Source organism: Halolamina pelagica (assembly GCF_001307315.1).
In the GTDB taxonomy this organism is placed as follows: Archaea; Halobacteriota; Halobacteria; order Halobacteriales; family Haloferacaceae; genus Halolamina; species Halolamina pelagica_B.
In genome coordinates, this window is the sequence record NZ_LGUC01000001.1 from 519,435 (window position 1) to 539,562 (window position 20,128).

The 20,128-nt window shown below is 70.6% G+C and carries 19 protein-coding genes and 4 pseudogenes; 16 read left to right on the forward strand and 7 right to left on the reverse strand.

Features of this window, described 5'->3' with window-relative positions:
- Nucleotide 1 precedes the first annotated feature (1 nt).
- Together SY89_RS02755 and SY89_RS02760 are read left to right on the forward strand one after the other, a co-directional pair.
- Nucleotides 2-379, forward strand: coding sequence for a 6-pyruvoyl trahydropterin synthase family protein (locus SY89_RS02755; RefSeq protein ID WP_054583057.1), 378 nt, complete (start codon nucleotides 2-4; stop codon nucleotides 377-379).
- A gap of 3 nt (nucleotides 380-382) precedes the next feature.
- On the forward strand, nucleotides 383-1,219 hold the full coding sequence (locus SY89_RS02760) for a methyltransferase domain-containing protein (protein ID WP_054583058.1): 837 nt from the start codon (nucleotides 383-385) through the stop codon (nucleotides 1,217-1,219).
- A 1-nt stretch (nucleotide 1,220) separates the two neighbouring features.
- Here SY89_RS02760 and SY89_RS02765 read toward each other — a convergent pair whose 3' ends face one another.
- Nucleotides 1,221-1,607 carry a hypothetical protein gene (locus tag SY89_RS02765; RefSeq protein WP_054583059.1) on the reverse strand — a complete coding sequence of 129 codons (387 nt, stop codon included), beginning with the start codon at nucleotides 1,605-1,607 and terminating at the stop codon, nucleotides 1,221-1,223.
- A 99-nt stretch (nucleotides 1,608-1,706) separates the two neighbouring features.
- On the opposite strand from SY89_RS02765, the gene SY89_RS02770 reads away from it, so the two are divergent.
- Nucleotides 1,707-2,162 (forward strand): hypothetical protein, encoded by a 456-nt coding sequence (locus SY89_RS02770; protein WP_054583060.1) that lies wholly within the window; start codon nucleotides 1,707-1,709, stop codon nucleotides 2,160-2,162.
- Nucleotides 2,163-2,244: 82 nt separating this feature from the next.
- Nucleotides 2,245-4,221 carry an aldo/keto reductase gene (locus tag SY89_RS02775; protein ID WP_054583061.1) on the forward strand — a complete coding sequence of 659 codons (1,977 nt, stop codon included), beginning with the start codon at nucleotides 2,245-2,247 and terminating at the stop codon, nucleotides 4,219-4,221.
- On the opposite strand, the gene rio1 is transcribed toward SY89_RS02775, so the two are convergent.
- Nucleotides 4,218-5,084: a serine/threonine-protein kinase Rio1 gene (rio1, locus tag SY89_RS02780; RefSeq protein ID WP_054583062.1), complete on the reverse strand. Its 867-nt coding sequence runs from the start codon at nucleotides 5,082-5,084 to the stop codon at nucleotides 4,218-4,220. The two genes, SY89_RS02775 and rio1, sit on opposite strands and share 4 nt — an antisense overlap.
- Before the next feature lie 286 nt (nucleotides 5,085-5,370).
- Nucleotides 5,371-5,628 (reverse strand): annotated as a pseudogene (gene eif1A / locus SY89_RS16380) (translation initiation factor eIF-1A); the annotation flags it as partial.
- Between the two features lie 178 nt (nucleotides 5,629-5,806).
- On the opposite strand from eif1A, the gene SY89_RS02790 reads away from it, so the two are divergent.
- Nucleotides 5,807-5,986, forward strand: a complete 180-nt coding sequence (locus SY89_RS02790; RefSeq protein WP_054583064.1) for a DUF7470 family protein — start codon at nucleotides 5,807-5,809, stop codon at nucleotides 5,984-5,986.
- Between the two features lie 58 nt (nucleotides 5,987-6,044).
- Nucleotides 6,045-6,455 (forward strand): hypothetical protein, encoded by a 411-nt coding sequence (locus SY89_RS02795; RefSeq protein WP_054583065.1) that lies wholly within the window; start codon nucleotides 6,045-6,047, stop codon nucleotides 6,453-6,455.
- 140 nt (nucleotides 6,456-6,595) lie between these two features.
- Here the strand turns inward: SY89_RS02795 and SY89_RS02800 are convergent, their stop codons facing one another.
- Nucleotides 6,596-7,612: a tyrosine--tRNA ligase gene (locus SY89_RS02800; RefSeq protein ID WP_054583066.1), complete on the reverse strand. Its 1,017-nt coding sequence runs from the start codon at nucleotides 7,610-7,612 to the stop codon at nucleotides 6,596-6,598.
- Between the two features lie 114 nt (nucleotides 7,613-7,726).
- Between SY89_RS02800 and SY89_RS02805 the strand changes: the two genes are divergently transcribed.
- On the forward strand, nucleotides 7,727-8,596 hold the full coding sequence (locus SY89_RS02805; RefSeq protein WP_054583067.1) for a mechanosensitive ion channel family protein: 870 nt from the start codon (nucleotides 7,727-7,729) through the stop codon (nucleotides 8,594-8,596).
- 16 nt (nucleotides 8,597-8,612) lie between these two features.
- Here SY89_RS02805 and SY89_RS02810 read toward each other — a convergent pair whose 3' ends face one another.
- Both SY89_RS02810 and rnz read right to left on the reverse strand, forming a co-directional pair.
- Nucleotides 8,613-10,601, reverse strand: a complete 1,989-nt coding sequence (locus SY89_RS02810) for a DUF460 domain-containing protein (protein WP_054583068.1) — start codon at nucleotides 10,599-10,601, stop codon at nucleotides 8,613-8,615.
- Between the two features lie 50 nt (nucleotides 10,602-10,651).
- A pseudogene (gene rnz, locus SY89_RS02815) lies at nucleotides 10,652-11,583 on the reverse strand (ribonuclease Z).
- Nucleotides 11,584-11,690: 107 nt separating this feature from the next.
- On the opposite strand from rnz, the gene SY89_RS02820 reads away from it, so the two are divergent.
- Both SY89_RS02820 and SY89_RS15635 read left to right on the forward strand, forming a co-directional pair.
- Nucleotides 11,691-12,782, forward strand: coding sequence for an AAA family ATPase (locus SY89_RS02820; protein WP_080506574.1), 1,092 nt, complete (start codon nucleotides 11,691-11,693; stop codon nucleotides 12,780-12,782).
- Nucleotides 12,713-13,313: pseudogene (locus tag SY89_RS15635) on the forward strand (protein sorting system archaetidylserine decarboxylase). Before SY89_RS02820 ends, SY89_RS15635 begins: the two are co-directional and overlap by 70 nt.
- Before the next feature lie 17 nt (nucleotides 13,314-13,330).
- Here the strand turns inward: SY89_RS15635 and SY89_RS02825 are convergent.
- Nucleotides 13,331-14,388: pseudogene (locus tag SY89_RS02825) on the reverse strand (methyltransferase domain-containing protein).
- Nucleotides 14,389-14,513: 125 nt separating this feature from the next.
- Here SY89_RS02825 and SY89_RS02830 point away from each other — a divergent pair.
- From SY89_RS02830 to hjc, 7 genes are all read left to right on the forward strand, one after another.
- The gene (locus SY89_RS02830) at nucleotides 14,514-15,074 is read left to right on the forward strand and encodes a TATA-box-binding protein (protein WP_054583069.1); all 561 of its coding nucleotides are present in this window, start codon (nucleotides 14,514-14,516) and stop codon (nucleotides 15,072-15,074) included.
- Between the two features lie 12 nt (nucleotides 15,075-15,086).
- Nucleotides 15,087-15,488: a DUF7473 family protein gene (locus SY89_RS02835; protein ID WP_321163882.1), complete on the forward strand. Its 402-nt coding sequence runs from the start codon at nucleotides 15,087-15,089 to the stop codon at nucleotides 15,486-15,488.
- Between the two features lie 71 nt (nucleotides 15,489-15,559).
- Complete coding sequence (locus tag SY89_RS02840) at nucleotides 15,560-16,861, forward strand: amidohydrolase (protein ID WP_054583070.1); 1,302 nt, start codon at nucleotides 15,560-15,562, stop codon at nucleotides 16,859-16,861.
- Between the two features lie 9 nt (nucleotides 16,862-16,870).
- Complete coding sequence (locus SY89_RS18055; RefSeq protein WP_239685495.1) at nucleotides 16,871-17,185, forward strand: hypothetical protein; 315 nt, start codon at nucleotides 16,871-16,873, stop codon at nucleotides 17,183-17,185.
- Nucleotides 17,182-18,066, forward strand: coding sequence for an MFS transporter (locus SY89_RS02845; RefSeq protein WP_239685496.1), 885 nt, complete (start codon nucleotides 17,182-17,184; stop codon nucleotides 18,064-18,066). Before SY89_RS18055 ends, SY89_RS02845 begins: the two co-directional genes overlap by 4 nt.
- Before the next feature lie 130 nt (nucleotides 18,067-18,196).
- Nucleotides 18,197-19,480 carry an adenosylhomocysteinase gene (locus SY89_RS02850; protein ID WP_054583071.1) on the forward strand — a complete coding sequence of 428 codons (1,284 nt, stop codon included), beginning with the start codon at nucleotides 18,197-18,199 and terminating at the stop codon, nucleotides 19,478-19,480.
- A gap of 90 nt (nucleotides 19,481-19,570) precedes the next feature.
- Nucleotides 19,571-20,107 (forward strand): Holliday junction resolvase Hjc, encoded by a 537-nt coding sequence (hjc, locus tag SY89_RS02855; RefSeq protein ID WP_054583072.1) that lies wholly within the window; start codon nucleotides 19,571-19,573, stop codon nucleotides 20,105-20,107.
- Nucleotides 20,108-20,128: the final 21 nt, after the last annotated feature.

The following is a 20,128-nucleotide window of genomic DNA, read 5'->3' on the forward strand; positions in this document are numbered from 1 at the left end:
CATGTACGAACTCTCCGTCTCGCAGACCTTCGTCGCACAGCACTACCTCACCGTCCCCGAGCCGGGTCCCGTCGAGGGTGCGCCCCACAGCCACCGGTACGAGGTCGAGGTTCGCTTCGCCGGCCCCGAACTGAACGAGTACGGCTATCTGGTCGACATCGACGCCGTCGAGGCGACGCTCGCCGACCTGACCGCACGCTACCGCGACGAACTCCTCAACGATCTGCCGGCGTTCGAGGGGAACCCCAGCGTCGAACGGTTCGCCCGGGTGTTCGCCGACGAGCTGGCCGCGGGCCTCGACGCGCCGGCGCCCGAGCGGCTCACTGTCCGGATGTGGGAGGACGACATCGCGTGGGCCAGCTACGAGCGGTCGCTCTGACCGATGGAGCACGCCCACGTCCGGTATCTGGAAGCGAAACGCAGCGTCGACGACCGCGCGCTGAACCGGCGGGTCCGGGATCGACTGCTCGACGAGCTCCCGGCCGCCCCCGAGATCGTCGAGTTCGCCGCCGGGACCGGCGTGACCGTCCCGCGACTGATCGAGTGGGGCGTCACCGGCTTCGACTACCGCGGTACCGACCGGGACCCCGACCTCGTCCAGGACGCCCGGGAACGGCGCGCCGACGACCTCGCGGCCGCGGTCGGCGCGGTCACGCCGCGGGAACACGGGTTCCGGGCCGGCGACGCGACCGTCGCGTTCCGCGTCGGCGACGCGCTCGCGGTCGACGACGGCGACGCCGACCTCGTCGTCGCACAGGCGTTTGCGGATCTCGTCCCGCTCGACGAACTGCTCGACGCGCTGGACCGGGCGCTCGGGCCGGACGGCGTCGCCTACCTCCCGATCACGTTCGACGGGGCGACGCTGTTCCAGCCCGACCACCCCGCCGACGACCGGGTGGCGGCGGCGTACCACGACCGGATCGCCGCCGAACCGGGGCGGGACCCACGCGCCGGGCGACATCTCCTCGACCGCTGCCGGGCCGCCGACGGCGATCTGCTCGCCGCCGGCGCCTCGGACTGGCTGGTCAGGCCGATCGGCGGGGCGTACCCAGCCGACGAGGCGTTTTTCCTCGGCAGAATCCTCGAGTTCGTGGCCGACGCGCTCGACGGGGCGGGCGTCGACGGCGCCTCGGACTGGCTCGCGACGCGTCGCGAGCAGCTCGCGGCGGGCAAGCTCACCTACGTCGCCCACCAGTACGACCTGCTGTACGCGCCCTGAGTCACTCTCGCTGGAGGAGCGCCACCAGCACGACGATCAGCGCAACCTGCGCCAGCTTGTCGACGGCGCCGAGCCCGCCCACGTCGGCGGGGAACGCCTTGTCGCCGGCGGCGAAGTTGAGGTAGTACCACAGTACGATCTGGCCGCCGGTGAACGGGATCCCTAGCTGGTAGAGCAGCCGTCGCCGGTAGTTCCGCAGGACGCCCGCGACCGCCAGCAGGAACACCACGCCGGCGAAGAGGAACGCCATCCCCATCGGCTCGGGGGCGAAGTTCACGCCGAGGAGGAGGTGGATCACCCCGCTGACGACGGCGAAGGCGATCCCGAGGTAGTGGAGCGACTCGAGTCCGTCGAGATCGACCGCGTCCGCGTTCGTGGCAGTGCTCATACTGATAGGTCCCAGTCCGTGGTAATAAATCACATCCCTCGCTCACCCCCGACTGGGGGCGACGGAACGTAGAAACGCCCACAGCGCCTACGCGCGGCCGTGCTGTTTCCGACCCACCTCGCGATCGCCGCCCTGCTCGGGTGGCGGTCCCGGCTGTCGACGGCGTGGCTGCTCGTCGGCGCGGCGCTGCCCGACGCCGTCGACAAGTCGCTGGCGACCCTCGGCGTCGTCGACCTGTTCCACACGGTCGGCCACTCCGGGCTGCTGGTCGTCCTCGCGGTTCCTGTCGCCTACTACAGCCGGTCGGGGCTCGCGCTGGCTGCCGGCTGGGGCTCGCACCTGCTGCTCGACGCGCTCCACATCGTCGTGAACGGGCGCCCGACGGACACGCTGTTTCTCGTCTGGCCGCTGGCCGTGCCGCCGATGCCGATGGCGCTCCCGCCGCTTTCGTTCGCCCGGCAGTACCTCTGGTCGCCGTCGTTCTTCCTCGAACTCGTGATCTGGGCCGCGCTCGCGGCGGTCGTCGTCGTCGACCGCCGGCGTGGGACTGCATAGGGCGCTGGACTCTGGCCCAGCCCCCTGCCGAGAACTGCCGCTCCCACCCGGGTTTATGCGGCGACGGCCCCTCGGGGCCGCCGTGAACTGTCTCTTCGTCGGCGCCGGGGCGGTCGCCGACCAGTACGCCGCGGCGCTTTCGGACAGCGACCTCACGCTCGCCGGCGTCTGCGATCTCGACGCCGACCGCGCCGCCGAGTTCGCGACGGCGTGGGACTGCGACGCGTTCACGGACCTGGGGACCGCACTCGCCGAGTCCGGCGCCGACCTCGCGGTGAACCTCACGAGCCACGCCGCGCACGCGCCGGTCACGCGACAGTGCCTCGACGCCGGCGTCCACGTGTACAGCGAGAAACCGCTCGCGCTCGATACCGACACCGCTCGGGCGTTGCTCGCCCGCGCCGAAGCCGCCGGGCTCGGCCTCGCCTGTGCGCCGATCACGCCGGACTGCGACCCCCAGCGAATCGCTGCCCGGGCGCTCGCCGACGGCCGCCTGGGCCGCGTCGGCCTGGCGACGGCTCACGCCCACGTCGGCCGGGTGACGGAGTGGCACGACCGTCCGGACTCCTTCCTCGACGTGGGGCCGCTGTACGACGGCGCGGTCTACCCGCTCTCGCTGCTGGTCGCGTGGTTCGGCCCGGCGACTGCGGTGCGCGTCGCCGACGCGCTCGACACGTGGCCCGGCCGCGAGGCGCAGGCGCCGACGGCGGCGAGCCACGTCGAGGCGACCATCGAGTTCGCCGACGGCCCGACCGCGCGGCTGACTGCCAGCTTCTACGTCCCCCACCGGGCACGGGAGTTCTACGGGATCGAACTCCACGGCGACGACGGCTCACTCTACCTCGACGACGCGGGCGCGATGGCTGCCGAGCGGGACTCGGTCTCCTTCGGCCGAGCCGGTCGGGAGTACACCCCGATGCCGCCGGGGACGCCCGGCCGGGACTCGACGCATCTGGACGGCGTCGAGCGGTTCGCGGCGTCGCTCGCGGACGGCCAGCGGCCCCGGGAGACCGCCCGCCGGGGCGCTCACGTCGTCGCGATCTGTGGGGCGATCGAGGAAGCCGCGGCCGGCACCGGGCCGGTCTCGGTCGGCGACGACGGCGTGACTGCTGCCCCCTCACCCGCGCCGGTCGTCCGGCCGGATCCCGACCGGCGGCGATCGCCCCCTGACGCCGCCGACAGCGCGATCAGGCTCCCCGCGGTGGGGTTCGGCTGCTCGCGCTACCGCGACGGCGAGTACGTCGACCGCGCCGAGAGCATCGCGACGGCGTTGGACGCCGGCTACCGGCTGCTCGACTCCGCGGAACTGTACGGCAACGAACACCGCATCGGCGACCTGCTCGCCGCGCCCGGGGCGCCCGACCGGGAGGCGTTGTTCCTCGTCGGGAAGGTCTGGAACACCAACCACGGCCACGCTGTCGAGGCCTGTACGGGCAGCCTCGACGAACTGGGCGTCGACGCGTTCGACTGCTACATGCTCCACTGGCCCGACTCCTGGGCGTACCAGGGGCCGCTCGACCGGCTGGCCGAGAAACCGACCGCCGAGGCCGAGGCGCTGACGTTCCCCGAGGACGAGGACGGGGGTCGGGCGACCGCCGACCTGTCGCTCGCCGAGTCGTGGCGCAACCTCGAAGCGGTCCAGGAACAGGGGTTGGCCCGCACGCTCGGGCTCTCTAACGTCGACCGCGAGCAGCTAGAAACGGTGCTCGCCGCCGCGCGCGTCCGGCCGGCGATCGTTCAGGTCGAGCGACACCCCTACCAGCCGCGGACCGAACTGGTCGAGTTCTGCCACGAGCGCGGGATCCGGGTGCTGGCCCACTCGCCGCTGTCGGCGCCGGGGCTGCTGTCGGAACCGGCCCTCCAGGAGATCGCGGCCGAGCGCGGCTGTTCACCCGCCGAGGTCGTCGTCGCCTGGAACGTCACCGAGGGCGTCGTCCCGATCCCGTCCTCGAACGACCCCGAACACCTCGTCGCGAACCGCCACGCCGGGCGGCTGCGTCTCGACGCCGCGGAGCGCGAGCGGATCGCGACGCTCGCGGATCCGACCTTCGAGCGCTAGGACTCCGCGTCGGTGGCCGGCTCGGCCTCGGTGACGTACGCTTCGAGTTCGTCGCCGGTCACGTCGATGCCCTGCCGCGAGAAGAAGGCGGCCACGTTCTCACAGTCCCGCGTGAGGAACTCCCCGGAGTTGGGGTGGTGGACGGTGACCGCCTGGCCCATGTCGATGATGACCAGTTCGCCCTCGTGGACGATCATGTTGTACTCCGAGAGGTCGCCGTGGACGAGGCCGGCGGCGTAGAGCCGGCGCATGTACTCCCGTACGACCTCGTAGGCCTGCTGGGGGTTCTCGACGTTCACCTCCGCCAGCCGCGGCGCGCGGCGCTCGTCGGCCTGCCCGACCAGCTCCATCACCAGCACGTTCCGCTGGACGGCGATGGGTTCGGGCACGCGAACGCCGGCTTTCTGGGCGCGCTTGAGGTTCGCGAACTCCTTGCGGGTCCAGGCGAGCACGGTCGCCTTCTTGTTGTCTTCGAGCCCCTCGAACCGCGGGTCGCCGGCGAGGTACTCCCGCATGTGCCGGAAGTCGGAGGCGTTGATGCGATAGATCTTGACCGCGACGTTGCCCGACTCGCCGCGGGCCTCGTACACGTTGGCCTCCTTCCCCGTCGACAGCGGGCCGCCGAAGGCGCCGACGTGGCCGTCCTGGACGAGCTTGTACAGCGCACCCAGCGTGGCGTCGTCGAACGCCCCCTGTTCGACTTTGAGTCGTTCGACGTTCTTCAGCCGCTTGCGGAACTCGTCGAACTCCCGGTCCTGCTGGCGGGCGGTGCTGTCGGTCTCGGTGTCGGCGAGCTCGATCTCCTCGAACTCGTCGCCGGGCTCCGCCATCTCCTCGTCGACGAAGCCGTAGTCCTCGCTCATTCACTCGGGGTTGGGCGTCGCCGCGTAAAAGGGTGGTCCGCGCCGATCACGGCGCGTGAGCTGCGACGACCGCCGTGTCGTCGCCGACGAACTCATGCCGTGAGCGTGCAAGTCGAAACCGCCCACGCCGATCACGGCGCGTGAGCTACGACGACCGCCGTGTCGTCGCCGACGAACCCATGCCGTGATCGTGCAAGCCGAAACCGCCCACGCCGACCATCGAGAGTGACCGACGACGGCGAGTAACCGGGAACGCCCCCGTCTCGGCGCCGGCGTCGCCGGCCGGTCAGACCTGACCGGAGACGTATCCGCCCTCCCGTAACTGCTCGGCCTCGCGGTTCTCGTAGCGGTGTTCGATGTCGGCCTTTTCGTCCTGCCAGTCCCACGGGCTCACGAGCACGAGATCGCCCTCACGGATCCAGTCGCGCTTGCGCATCCGACCCGGGATGCGGGCGGTTCGCTCTTCCCCGTCGGCACACCGGACGGTGACCCGATTCGCGCCGAGCATCTCGACTACCTCGGCGAACAGCTCGTCGTCCTCGGGGCCCGGATCCCCTCGGGGAGGTCGTCGTTGCTCATCAGCGTCGACTTGGACGTTGGGGTGGTTAAGCGCTGTGGGATTCCGGACCGGGCGCGTGATCGAACCGCGATCGCTCGTGCTCCCCTCTTCTCACGAAAAATGGGACCGCCGTCGTTTTTACTACACCCCCGGAGTCGGGGGCATGTACGATCGACTCGGCATCGGCGGCGTCGTCGGCCTGCTGCTCGCGCTCGGCGGGATCGCACTGATCGCGTGGCAGGCGCCGATCGTCGCCGCGGGCCTCGCGTTCGTGCTCGCGGGGCTGGCGCTGGTAGTCCGCGCGCTGGTCGGCAACGTGATGCGGCAGTTCGGGATGGTCTGACGCGTCTATATAGCGCTATTAGCGTGCTTTACTTCGCGCCGGCCACACCTTCCGGGCCATGCAGCGCCGTGCCCTCCTCGTGACGCTCGGTCTCGCAACCGCCGGCTGTAGCGCCCTCGACAGCACCGAACCGGCCCACACGGTCACCGTCTACAACGTCGACTCCGAGGTCACCCGCGAGGTGACCGTGCGGATCGAGAACGACGCCGGCGAGACCGTGTTCGAGCGGACTGCGACCTTCGACGCCGAGAACGAGGCCGCCGAGAACGTCCCGTTCCCGGAATCGAGCCAGCCCGAAACCGTGTTCGTGACCGTCAACGGGACCGAGTTCGAGCGCGACTGGCCGATGACCGACTGCGACGGCGAGAACTGGGCCGGCATCGAGGTCCGGCTCCGCGGTGGGCGGGACGAGAAAACCACGGTGGCGTTAGGGACCCGGTGTCAGCACGTCACGACGACGCCGTCGTAGCGGGGTCGCTCACGCACAGCCACGGCATCGGCTCCGGGCGGCCGACTCGAAGTCGGCCGCCGGTCACGCGCCGTGGCTGGCTATACCCGCTGCTCACGCCTCGCTCCGCTCAGCGTTCGCGTAGCGAGGCGGTTTGCCGCTCACTTCGTTCGCGTTTCCCCGCCTCGCTGCTCGCGAAGTTTCTCCCGCCCGGGCTCCACGAGCTTGTCCAAGTACCGCGCCAGCGTCGGCTTCGCGTCGGCGGGGTGGAGTTCACCCGACGCGAAGTCCGCCTCCAGTTCGTCGTAGCTGTCGTACTCCAGGTCGCCGCCGTACTCCTCGGGGCGCTCGACGACCACTTCGTCGAAGCGCGGGAACACGTGGTACTCGAAGATTTCGAGGACTGGATTGTTGCGCTCCTCGCCGTCGTCGGTCGGTTCGGGGTCGACCTCGCCGGCCGGGCAGAACGCGCCGTTGACCTTCTCCTCGATCTCCGCGGTGGAGTCCTCCATCGAGATGGTGACGCCGGAGCTGCTGGACATCTTCCCGATCCCCGTCGAGAGTTCGGAGATCAGCGGCGTGTGCAGGCAGGTCGGCGACTCGTAGTCGATGCTCGGGAGCGTGTCGCGGGCGAGCATGTGGACCTTGCGCTGCTCCATCCCGCCGATCGCGAGGTCGATGTCGAGGTACTCGATGTCCAGCGCCTGCATCAGCGGGTAGACGGCCTGTGAGACCGTCACCGAGTCGCCGGAGCCGATCTCGCTCATCGCGCGCTCCGCCCGGGAGAGCGTGGTCTCCAGTTCGAGCGCGTGGAGGTCCAGCACGTACTCCTCGTCGAACTGGAACTCCGAGCCGAGCCGGAACTCGGTGTTCTCCTCGTCGAGCCCGTAGGCGACGAACTGCTCCTGCATCCGGGTCGCCGTCTCGCGGATCTCCTCGAACGTCCCTTTCCCGTTGAGGTAGGCGTGCACGTCCGCGAGCAGGACCACGACCTCCATCCCCGCCTCCTGCAGGTCGATGAGCTTGTTCGCGCCCAGCATGTGGCCGATGTGGAGGACGCCCGAAGGCTCGTAGCCGACGTAGGCGCGCTTGCCCTCGGGGTCGGCTGCCAGCTCCTTGACTTCCTCCTCGGTGACGACCTCCGCGGCGTTGCGGGTGATCAGGTCGTGTGCGTCCATACTGGTGGATTTCGGAGCGGGAGGTTAGGCCTTCTGGATGCGTGTGAGCGGTCCCCGCGCGTCGACGCTCGCTCGGCGGTCGGGATTTTTCGGATCGCCGGCCCAACACCGACTATGATCGCCCAACTCCTGCCGCCGAACTGGCTGCGTGAGGTGGTCTCGGCGTACGACCAGATCCTGTCGGAGCTGTTCTGGTTCAGCGTCGGGTTCGCGGTTGTGTACCTCGTCGGCCGCGCCGTCGTCGTTCCCGGGGTGAGCCGGGTCGTCAGGTCGCGCAACCGCAACAACCCCACCATCGAGACCGCGACGCGGACGTACCTCCGGGTGCTCGTGATCTCCTTTGCGACGCTGACCGGGGTCATCGCCGCCGGCTACGGCAGGGTGTTCTCGGAGTCGGCGGTCATCATCGCGGCGCTGACGTTCGTCCTCGGGGTCGCCGGCCAGCAGGTGTTCGGCTCGCTCATCAGCGGGATGTTCCTCGTCGCCGATCCCGACTTCAACGTCGGCGACTGGATCGAGTGGCCCGGCGGGCAGGGAACCGTCGAGGCGGTCGACTTCCGCGTCACGCGCGTCCGGACACGCGACAACGAGACTGTCTCGGTTCCCAACACCGAGCTCACCACGAACGCGCTCACTCGCCCCTACGGCCGGGAGCGCTACCGCATCACCGAACAGGTGTACGTCGCCTACGGCGAGGACACCGAGCGGGCGCTGCTGGAGCTTCGACAGACCATCGAGGAAGACGATGCCGTCCTCGACGACCCGTTGCCGACCACGCGCGTCCTCGACCTCGGGGAGAACGCCATCACGGTCCAGGCGGAGTTCTGGATCGGCGACCCGGTGGATGCCGACATCGTGACCGTTCGCTCGGACTTCCGCCGGCGGGTGAAACGGCGCTTCGACGAGGCGGGGATCACCATCGCGCCGCCGTCGGCACAGTCGCTCACGGGAGAGATCGCTGTCAGGGAGCGAGCCGGGGAGTGAGGCGGGTGCCTGAGAGCTACGTCCCGCGGTCCTCCAGTCGCTCGTCGGCCCGGTGTTCCGAGATCACGCGATCCATCATGCTCTCGGTCTGCTCGCGCCGGCGCTGCTCGGCGCGCTCCTCCCAGTCGTCGATGGCGTCCTCGACCTCGCTCTCGCGGGCCACGGCGAGTTCGTCGATCTCCTGGATCGTCACGGGCTCGGCGGGCGCGACGGGGATCTCGTGGTCGAACAGCACCGCGTCGGCCTCAGTCGAGAGGTTCCCGTTTTTCAGCACGAGCCGCGGCTCCGTCTCGACCAGCCGCTCGGCCGTGGACGTGCCGGCGCCGCTGGCGTCCCGGAGGTAGATCACGTCGCCGGCGGCGAGCCCGAACTCCTCGTCGGCGTGCTCGATCGCGTCCCGGGTGAACTGCGGGATCGTCTTCACCGCCACGAGATCGCGATCGCCCGCCACGTCGCTGAAGTCGGAGTGATCGATCTTCCAGAGCGTCTTCAGTCGGGCGAGCTTCTCGTGGAGCGCCTCGTTCTCCGCGATCGCCTCGTCGCGCTCCCGTTCGAGGCGTTCCGCGCGGCGTTCGAGTCGGTTGACTTCCCGGCGCTCGCGGGCCTCACGGCGCTCCTGCTTGCGGGCGTCGCTGAGCTCGCGCTCGTACTCCCGGATCTTGTTCTCCTTCTCTTCGAGCTGCGCCTCCAGCTCCTCGGTGTGGTCTTTGAGGCGCTCGACCTGCGTCTCGAGGTCGCGGACGCGCTGTTCGGTCTCGGTGAGTTCGCGCTCCTCGTGTTCGTCCTCCTCGGCCTCGCTCCCGTCGTCGTCGCCCAGATCACGCAGCACCGCCTCGACGGACTCCTCGCCGGAGACCACGCGGGCGATGACCTCCTCGCGATCGAACTGCGGGGGGACTTTCTGGGCGATGCGCTCGAACTGGTCCATGTGGTCGTCGACGGCGTACAGCGCCGCCGCGAGCGCGTCGCGCTCGTGGTCGTTGTCGTAGGCGTGGTCCCGCGTGCGGTGGAGCTTCTCGTCGACCGGCAGATCGCTTTCGGGGAGCCAGCCCGCGGCGTCGAAGCTGCGCCGGAACTTCTCGACAGTCTCGGGCATCGGCGTCACGTCGGCGGCGACCAGCATCGGTCGCCCCCGCTCGATCAGCCACTCCGTGAGCTCCGCGGTGTCGCCGGTCCGCGAGGAGTAGAGGTCGTGGACGGTGCCGTCGATGCCGACGACGGCGGCGGCGGTGGTCGTCCCGGGGTCGATGCCGACGATCACGTGATCGCGCCGCTTCACGAGCGGTTCGAACTCGATGCCGTCGCGGCGCTCGCGCTCGATCTCGATGCGTACGTCGCCGTTGCGGGTCGCCGAGACGGGGATCTCCTCGGGCCGGGCTTCGACGGTGAAGACGGCGTTCGAGAGCCCGCCGTACTTCTCCGTCGTGTCCTTCTCGTACGCCAGCCCCGCGTCGTCGAGGTCGGACTCGACCTCCCGCGCGGCCTTCCGGACGTTCCCGTGGATGCGGCGGGTGAACCGGTCCTCGCTCCAGCCGCCACCCCCGCCCGTCGAGCGGCCGCGGGCGACTTTCACGGTGGTCGTGTCGCTGAAGGCGGTGACGCGCTGGCCGACGTTCCGGTGGGCCAGCCGTGCCGCCGCCTCGGCCTCCTGCATCGGTTTCTTCCCGTACGGCACCCCGTGGCGCGAGGCGACCCGGGAGAGGGGTTCGGGCCGGTTCGCGCCGGTCACCTGCACGAGCTCGGTACCGGCCGGGAGCGCCCGGAGGAAGCCGACGAGCGCGTTCTTGTCGGCCGCGAGTTCGTACATGTTGTCGACGGCCAGCCGGGTCGGCTCCGCCTGCTCGATCAGCCGGCGGAGCTTCCGGCGCGAGACGGCGTCGCGGTCCAGCCGCTCCTCGTCGGGGCGGAGGATCACGAGGGCGTAGGTGGGCGAATCCCCGCGGATGTCGCCGCTCTGGATGTCGACGCCGAACACCGGCCCGTCGGTGGGGCTCGGGGCGTTCACAGCCTGGATTGGCGCTTGCCGGCTAAATATCCGACGCCAGTGGCGACCGGCTATTCGTCGTCGGGGAACGGGATCTCGACGGTCTGGCCGTCCTCGGCGACGAAGCACTCGCCGTCGAACACCCCCGCTGCCTCGCGCTGGTGCCCACGAGCGTCGCCGGGATAGCGCGAGGAGATGTGGGTCAGCGCGAGCCGTTTCGCCCCCGCCCGTTCGGCGATCTTTCCGGCCTCCCGGGCCGTGGCGTGGCCGGTCGAGCGCGCCCGGCCGGCCATCTCGTCGTCGAACGTCGCGTCGTGGATCAGCAGGTCCGGCTCCTCGGCGATCTCGACGGTCGCGTCGACGGGTCGGGTGTCGCCGGTGTACACCAGCGAGCGGCCGGGCCGCGGGTCGCCGACGACCTGGTTGGGCTCGATAACCCGGCCGTCGTCGAGTTCGACCGACTCGCCGGCGTGGAGCTTCCCGTACGCCGGCCCGGGGGGATCTCCAGCTCCTTCTCGGCTTTCTCCCGCATGAAGCGCCCTTTGCGGTCGTCCTCGATCAGCGCGTACCCCTGTGAGGTGGTGCGGTGTTCGGTCTCGAACGCGCGGATCTCGAACGCCTCGCCCTCGAGTGCGACGGTGCCCGGCGTGACCTCGTGGATCCGAACCGGGAACGCCGTGTCGTGGCCGCCGGCGGTGATCAGGTCCTGGAGCTGCCGCCGGGAGCCGGGCGGGCAGTGGATCGCGAGTGAGTCGGTCCGATCCTGGAAGTCCCAGGTCTGGAGCAGGCCGGGGAGGCCGAGCACGTGATCGCCGTGGAGATGGGTGAGGAAGACGTGGCTCACGTCGAACCCCGTGTTGAACCGCATCATCTGGCGCTGGGTCCCCTCGCCGCAGTCGAAGAGGAACCGCTCGCCCTCGCGGTGCACCATCACCGCGCTGGGCGCGCGCCGCGTCGTGGGGACGGCGCCGCTGGTGCCGAGGAACGTGGCCCGGAGCGTCATGGGCGAGAGTGGTTCCGGCGCGGGTTTACCGCTGTCGACTCCGTATGCGCCGCCGCGGAACCCCGGGACCGCGACCTTCTTACCGCCCGCGTCGCTACGTTTTCCTAATGGACGAACCGCTCTGGACCGAGCGCTACGCGCCCGCGATCGCGGACCTCCCGCAGGAAGAGACCCGGGAGCGACTGCGCCGGGCCGTCGACGAGCCGATGAACCTCGTCGTCCAGGGACCGCCGGGGGCGGGCAAGACCGCCGCCGCGCGGGCGCTGGCCCGCGAGGCCCACGAGGACTACGACAACGACCTCGTGGAGATCAACGTCGCGGACTTCTTCGACCGCACCAAGAAGGAGATCCGGGAGGACCCCCGGTTCGCGCAGTTCCTCGAGGGTCGGAGCCGGATGGCCAAGCGGGACATGATCAACCGCGTGCTCAAGGAGTCCGCGAGCTACGCGCCGGTCTCGGGCGAGTTCAAGACGATCCTGCTCGACAACGCCGAAGCGATCCGGGAGGACTTCCAGCAGGCGCTGCGCCGCGTGATGGAGCAACACCACCGCACTACGCAGTTCGTGATCGCCACCCGCCAGCCCTCGAAGCTGATCGCGCCGATCCGGTCGCGCTGTTTCCCGGTGCCCGTCCGGGCGCCGACCCACGACGAGATCGAGGTCGTGCTCGCGGGAATCCTCGATGCCGAGGCGGTGGAGTACGACGCCGACGGCCTGGAGTTCATCGCGGGCTACGCCGACGGCGACCTGCGGACGGCCGTCCTCGGCGCCCAGACGACCGCCGCCCAGCACGACGAGGTAACGATGGGGGCGGCCTACGAGGTGCTCGACGACGTGGGCCACGACGACGAGCTCTCGGCGGCGCTCCGGGCCGCCTCGGAGGGCGACTTCTCGACGGCGCGCTCGACGGTCGACGACCTGCTCGACGAGGGGTACGACGGCGAGGAGCTCCTCCAAGAGCTCCTGCGCGTGGCCCGCAGCGACTACTCGGGGGAGACGCTCGCGCGCCTCCACCGGCTCGCGGGCGAGGCCGACCTCGACCTCACCGAAGGGTCGGACGACAAGATCCATCTCACCCACCTGCTGAGTGCGTGGGCCGCCGGCCACGAGCAGCTCCGGGGGCGGCCTGAATGGTCCGGGGGCTCGCCCCCGGGGCGCTGCGCTACGGGCTCCCGCCGCTGCTCGCAGGGGGCGCTCTGACGCCGGTGTCGGGCCCGATCGGGCTCTCGTTGGTCGCGCTGGGGGTGGCGGCGATATTGTTCCACCGCGATCCCGAGCGCCAGCCGCCCGCATCCGGCTTCGTCGCCCCCGCCGACGGCAGCGTCTCGGTCGTCCGCGAGGAGGAGGGCCGTATCCGCGTCGGCGTGTTCATGAACGTCACCGACGTGCACGTCAACCGCGCGCCGGCAGGGGGAACCGTCGACTCGGTCACCCACCGCCCCGGCGCGAACAAGCCCGCGTTCTCGAAGGACTCCGACCGGAACGAGCGCGTCGACGTCGACTGCGGCGAGTTCGAACTGTCGCTGATCGCCGGCTGGTTCGCGCGGCGGATCCACCCCTACGTCGAGGCCGGCGACGACCTGGCTCGCGGCGACAAGCTCGGCCACATCAGCTTCGGCAGCCGCGCGGACGTGCTCCTCCCCGAGCGCGTCGAGCACGCGGATCTGCGCGTGAAGAAGGGGGGACGTGACCGCCGGGGAGACCGTCGTGGCCGTCGACCCCGCCGAGTAGCCGGCGCGCGGCGGCCCTCAGCGCGACTTCTCGAGCACGTGGACGTGCCGCGTGAGCGACCGGTGAACCCGGCGCTCGAAGCGGTCCGTGACGCGCCAGTCGGTCGCCGCGACCGCGTCGTGCCAGTCGCGGTCGGCCATCAACACACAGGTCGCGTCGGCGCCGCTGACGCGGGCGACCTCGGCGAGCGCCCCCTCGACCAGATCCGCCAGCCGGTGGGTCGCGATCTTCGACTGCCGGCCGTACGGCGCGTCGAAGACGACGCCGTCGACGCTACCGTCCCGGAGCGGCAGGCGGGTCGCGTCCGCCCGGGCGACGGCAGCCGCGCGGTCCTCGGGCAGCAGCGCGTCGAGGTTCTCCTTCGTCCCGCGGACCATCTTCCACTGGGCGTCGGTGCCGACCACGTCGGCGCCGACGAGGCCGGCCTCGAGCAGCGTGCCGCCGGTCCCGCACATCGGGTCCAGAATCCGCCGCCCGGGCGCCGCGCCGGCGATGTTCGCCAGCGCACGGGCGTCCATCGGCGCCATGCTCCCCGGCTGGAAGAACGGCCGATCGGTCGGCTGGCGCTCGCCGAAGTCGCGCTCGGACTCGCAGTCGAGCCAGCCCAGCACGCAGACCCCCTCGCTCGGGGGATCTGCCCCTGCTGGGCGGCCGCAGCGTCGCTGTCCGGGTCCGCCAGGCCGTCGTCGGCGGAGAACAGCACCCGGAGCTCGTGGTCCGGATCGTCGAGGTCGACCTCGAACCCGCGATCGACCAACACGCCGCCGAGTCGGCGCTCGGCGTCGCGCGTGCTCACGCCCGTCAGCCCGCGCACGTCGCGAGCCCGGACGGCGACGGTCCCCTCGCGGTCGATGGCGGCCGCCTCGAGGGCGATCGCGGCGGCGTCGACGCTTGCCGCCGCCGTCGCGAGCAGCTCGTCGGCGGCGTGGGTGTAGGCGAGCCCGCGGAGCCGATCCCGGTCGACGTGGCCCGCGCGGGCCAGCCCGGGCGCGAGCCGTTCGACGCCGGCGGCCGCGGCGTCGGCCTCCCTGGCCGCGAAGGCGTCGTCCTCGCCGGCGAGTTCGAGGCAGTACACGCCAGGGTGTGGGTGCGGGGTCGGAAAGAGGCTACCGCTCCGCTCCCGTCTCCCACTCACTGCCGGCGGATCCGGCCTGTCGGTCCCACCAACCTATTTAAACCTCACCGCCGACCCTTAAAGCGATGACCGATCCCAAGGAGACGATCACCATCGAGAATGTCGTTGCCTCGACGGGTATCGGCCAGGAGCTCGACCTCCAGAGCGTCGCCATGGATCTGGAAGGGGCCGACTACGACCCCGAGCAGTTCCCCGGCCTCGTCTACCGCACGCAGGAGCCCAAATCCGCCGCGCTGATCTTCCGCTCGGGCAAGATCGTCTGCACCGGCGCGAAGTCGACCGACGACGTCCACGAGAGTCTCCACATCGTGTTCGAGAAGCTGCGAGACCTCAGTATCCCGATCGAGGACGACCCCGAGATCACGGTCCAGAACATCGTCACCAGCGCCGATCTCGGCGAGAGTCTCAACCTCAACGCGATCGCGATCGGGCTGGGGTTAGAGAGCATCGAGTACGAACCGGAGCAGTTCCCGGGGCTCGTTTATCGGCTGGAAGAGCCGGACGTGGTCGCGCTGCTGTTCGGCTCGGGCAAGCTCGTCATCACCGGCGGGAAGGAGCCGGCTGACGCCGCCGCGGCCGTCGACGTGATCACCGACCGACTGGACGAACTCGGCCTGCTCGGCTGAGGAGCCGTGTCCGTGTCACTCTCCTTGGGCGCCGTCCACACCTTCGCCGTCCTGCCAGTGCCGTTGCAGTCGACGACGGTGTCGATCCTCACGACGTACGTGCTGTTCGCTGCGTTCCTCTCCCTCACCGCGTTTATCGCCGCCCGGAACCTGCTGGGTGACGTGTCGCTCCGCCGGCACGCGGTCGTCGGCCCGCCGATCGCCGCCATCGCGTTCCTCGCGGCGACGTTCGAGTTCTCGCCGTTTCTCGCCCTCGGGGCCGCGCTGGCCGTCGACGGCCTGGCGTTCCGCCAGCTCCACGACCTCGACCGCCGGCTGCTGGTCGGCGTCGTCGTCATCCACTTCGTGGTGAGCGTCATCCTCGGCGCGGTCCTGTTCAGCCTGCTCGCGCTGCTCGGGTCGGCGCCGGTGTAGGCGTCGGAGTCGCGGGCGTTTCGCGGGCGCAGAACGACGGCTTAACACCCCTCGCGGTCGACCGATCCGGCATGCCCACGCTCCACGTCACGAACGGTCGCGTGCTCCACCCCGACCACTCTATCACCGCGTCGGACGTGCTGATCGACCAGTCGACCGGCACCATCGAGCGCGTCGCCGACCCCGCCGAGATCGAGGCGACGGCCGAGGAGACCCTCGACGCCGCGGGCGGCCTCGTCGTCCCGGGCCTGATCAACGCCCACGGCCACGCCGCGATGACGCTGCTCCGGGGCTACGCCGACGACAAGCCGCTGGACGCGTGGCTCCAGGAGGACATCTGGCCCGTCGAGGCCGAACTCACCGCCGAGGACATCCGGATCGGCACGGAGCTCGCCGCGGTGGAGATGATCCGCACCGGCACGGTCGGCTTCGCGGACATGTACTTCGAGGAGCCCCACGTCGCCGGTGTCGTCGAAGCCTCGGGGCTGCGCGCGCTGCTGGGCCACGGCTTCGTCTCCGTCGGGAAGGACGAGGAGGACGCCCGGGAGGACCTGGAGACGAGCGTCAACTTCGCCGCCCAGTACGACGGGCTCGCCGGCGGCCGCATCGCCACGGCGGTGATGCCCCACTCGCTGACGACCGTGAACGAGGAACTGCTCCGCGAGGCGGTCGAGCGCGCCCGCGACGCCGACGTCCCGGTCCACATCCACGCAAACGAGACCGAAGACGAGGTCGCCCCGATCGTCGACGAGCGTGGGATCCGCCCGCTCGAGTACGCCGAGGACCTCGGACTCCTCGAGGACGGCGACTTCCTCGCCCACTGCGTCCACGTCGACGACGAGGAGATCGAGCGGCTCGCTGCCAGCGACGCCACGGCGGTTCACTGCCCCGCCTCGAACGCCAAGCTCGCCTCCGGGATCGCCCCCGTCGCCGACCTCCTCGACGCCGGTGTCACGGTCGGCCTCGGCACCGACGGCGCGGCCTCGAACAACGATCTCGACATGTTCGACGAGATCCGCGACGCCGCGATGCTGGGGAAACTCGGCGCCGACGACGCCGCGGCGGTCCCCGCGAGCGCGGTAGTCCGCATGGCCACCGAGGGCTCGGCCGCCGCGCTCGGCTTCGACTCCGGCCGGATCGAGGAAGGCGCCAACGCCGACCTCGCGGTCGTGGACCTCGACGCGGCCCACTTGACTCCCGAACACGACTTGGTGAGCCACCTCGCGTACGCGACCACCGGGCAGGACGTGCGGCACACGGTCTGCGACGGGCAGGTGCTGATGGCCGAGCGCGAGATCCAGACGCTCGACGCGGCGGCCATTCGGGAGCGCGCCCAGGAGCAGGCCGAGGAGCTGGTGGCGCGGGTGGCCTGACTGCGCGCGATGGACCGCAGCGAGCTCCGGTTCTCGGGCTGGGAGTTGGTCGCGACCGCGGCCGTGGCGCTCGGCGCGGCGGGGGTGTACCAGTTCGGCTGGTCGTCGATCCGGCTCCCCCTCGGCGGCCGGCTCGGGGCGCCGGAGTCGGCGCTCGGCACCGTGTTCACCCTGTTCGTCGTCTTCCAGACGCTCGGGCAGTTCCCCGCGGGCTGGGTGCGCGACCGGTACGGCCCCCGGATCCCGCTCCTCGCTGCGGCGCTCTGCCTGGCTGGGGGTTCATCGGCGTCGGGCTCGCTGACTCCCTGCCCGTCGCTGCGGTGAGTTATGCACTCGGCGGCGTCGGCGTCAGCGCCGTCTACACCGTCGCCGTCAACACGCCCGTAAAGTGGTTCCACGACCGCCGCGGGCTCGCGACCGGCGTGGTCGGGATGTCGTTTAGCGGGTTCAGCTTCCTGGCGATCCCGACGATCCGGGGCAACGTCGGCGAGGCGTTCGAGGGGACGATGTTCGTGCTCGCGGCAGTCGCCGGCGGCGGCGCCGTGCTGGCGGCGGTGGTGCTGCGGGACCCGCCACGGACGTCGGACACTGCCGACTCGACCGCGGCGGCGCTCGACGAGCGGGCGTGGACCTGGCGAGAGTCGGTTCGAACGTGGCAGTTCTGGCTGCTGTACGTCGTGTTCGCCGCCACCAACGGCGTGGGGCTGATGATCATCGGGAAGATCGTCTCCTTCGCCTCGGCGCTGTCGCTCCCGGCGGCGGCCGCCACGGCGAGTGCGTCCGCCGTCGCGCTGTCGGAGGCCGGCGGCGTCGTGATCGGCGGCAGCCTCTCGGACCGGCTGGGTCGCCGCCGCACCGTGGCCGCCTCGCTCGTTCTCTGTGGGCTCTCGCTGGCCGGCGCGGTCGCGCTCGGCGCGCAGGGGATCGCGACCGGCTTCGTCGCCCTCGTCGGCGCCGCGGCGTTCTTCCGCACGCCGATGTTCGCCGTGTTCCCGAACCTCGTCGCGGACTACTACGGCCGGCGCTACTCCTCGGAGAACTATGCGGCGCTGTACACGGCCAAACTGTTCGGCGGGGTGTTCGGCGGCACCGTCGCCAGCGCGCTGGTGCTCGTCATCGGCTGGTCGGCCTCCTTCCTGCTCGGGGCGGCGTTGGCCGTCCTCTCCGGGATCGCGGTGACGTTCCTCCGGCCGGTAGAGCGCTGAGCGCGCCCCCAGTGCAGTCGCCACGCGGCACGTTCCGGGCCGTCGCCGGGCCCCCTTCGGCTGCCGTGGTTGCCAGTCACCACGGCAGCCGTCCGACACCGTTTTGCGCCCGCTCGGAGAACCCACAGCCATGAGTTCCTACGAGCGCGTCACCGCGCACGTCGACGACCCCGAGACGCTCCGCGAGGAGGGTCGCCGGAAGATGGACTGGGCGCTCCAGCACATGCCGATCCTCCAGTCGCTCCGCGAGGAGTTCGCCGACGAGCAGCCGTTCGCCGGCGAGACGATCGGGATGGCGATGCACGTCGAGGCCAAGACGGCCATCCTCGTCGAGACGCTGGCGCTCGGCGGCGCCGAGGTCGCGGTCACCGGCTGCAACCCGCTCTCGACCCACGACGACGTGTCCGTCGCGCTGGACGACGTGGAGAACGTCACCTCCTACGCCGTCCGCGGCGTTGACGACGACGGCTACTACGCCGCGATCGAGTCCGTCATCGACCACGAGCCGACGATCACCGTCGACGACGGCGCCGACATGGTGTTCCGCATCCACCAGGAGCACCCCGAACTGATCGACTCGATCATCGGCGGCGCCGAGGAGACGACCACGGGTGTCCACCGGCTGCGCGCGATGGACGAGGACGGCGAACTCGACTACCCGATGTTCGCGGTCAACGACACGCCGATGAAGCGCCTGTTCGACAACGTCCACGGCACGGGCGAGTCGGCGCTGTCGGCGATCGCGATGACGACGAACCTCTCGTGGGCCGGCAAAACCGTCGTCGTCGCCGGCTACGGCTACTGCGGCAAGGGCGTCGCGAAGAAGGCCGCCGGCCAGGACGCCAACGTCGTCGTTTGTGAGGTCGAGCCCCGGAAGGCGCTCGAAGCGCACATGGAGGGGTACGACGTGCTCCCGATGGCCGAAGCCGCGGCGGAGGGCGACGTGTTCATCACTACCACCGGGAACAAGGACGTGATCACCCGTGAGCACTTCGAGCAGATGCAGGACGGCGTCCTCCTCGCGAACGCGGGCCACTTCGACGTGGAGATCAACCTCGACGACCTCGACGACCTCGCGGTCGACCGCTACGAGGCCCGCGACGGCGTCGAGTCCTTCGAGATGGCCGACGGTCGCCGGCTGAACGTGCTCGCCGAGGGCCGCCTCGTCAACCTCGCCGCGCCGGTCGGGCTCGGCCACCCCGTCGAAGTCATGGACCAGTCCTTCGGGATTCAGGCGGTCTGTGTCCGGGAGCTGGTCGAGAACGGCGACGCCTACGACGCCGGCGTCCACGAGGTGCCGGACGAACTGGACAAGGAGGTCGCCGAGGTGAAACTCGCCGCCGAGGACGTGGCGTTCGACAGTCTCAGCGACGAGCAGCGCGACTACATGGACTCCTGGCAGCACGGGACCTGATCGGGTTCCGCGGGGCGTCGACGCCGCCCGACTCACCCGGCTGGCTCGTCACCGACCGCCTTTTGGCGCCCCGTACCGGACCAGTTCGTAATGCCGACGAACAGGAAAGGCGACCGGCGCGAGCGCGAACTCGTCAATCGCCTCGACGACGCCGGCTTCGCCGTCATGCGCGCGCCCGCCAGCGGCGGCGCGACCCAGCGCGAACTCCCGGACGTGCTCGCGGGCAACGGGGAGTCGTTCTACGCCATCGAGGCCAAGTCCTCCGCCGGCGACCCCATCTACCTCACCGGCGAGGAGGTGCAGGCGCTGGTGTACTTCGCCCAGAACTTCGGCGCCAAACCCCGCATCGGCGTCCGCTTCGACCGCGAGGACTGGTACTTCTTCCACCCCGGCGACTGCTACACCACCGACGGCGGCAACTACCGCGTCAAGAAGGAGACCGCCCTCGCCGACGGCACCGACATGGCCGAACTCGTGGGCGACACCGAGAAGGTCACGCTCGCGGAGGCCACCGAGCGCGGCACCGCGACCACGGGCGACGACGCCGACGACGGGGTCCGGAAGCTGCTCCAGGCCGTCGCCGACGGCACCCTCAGTGTCGAGGAGGCCGCCGACGCGCTCGCTTGAGCCGCATCGAAGTGCTTTAGG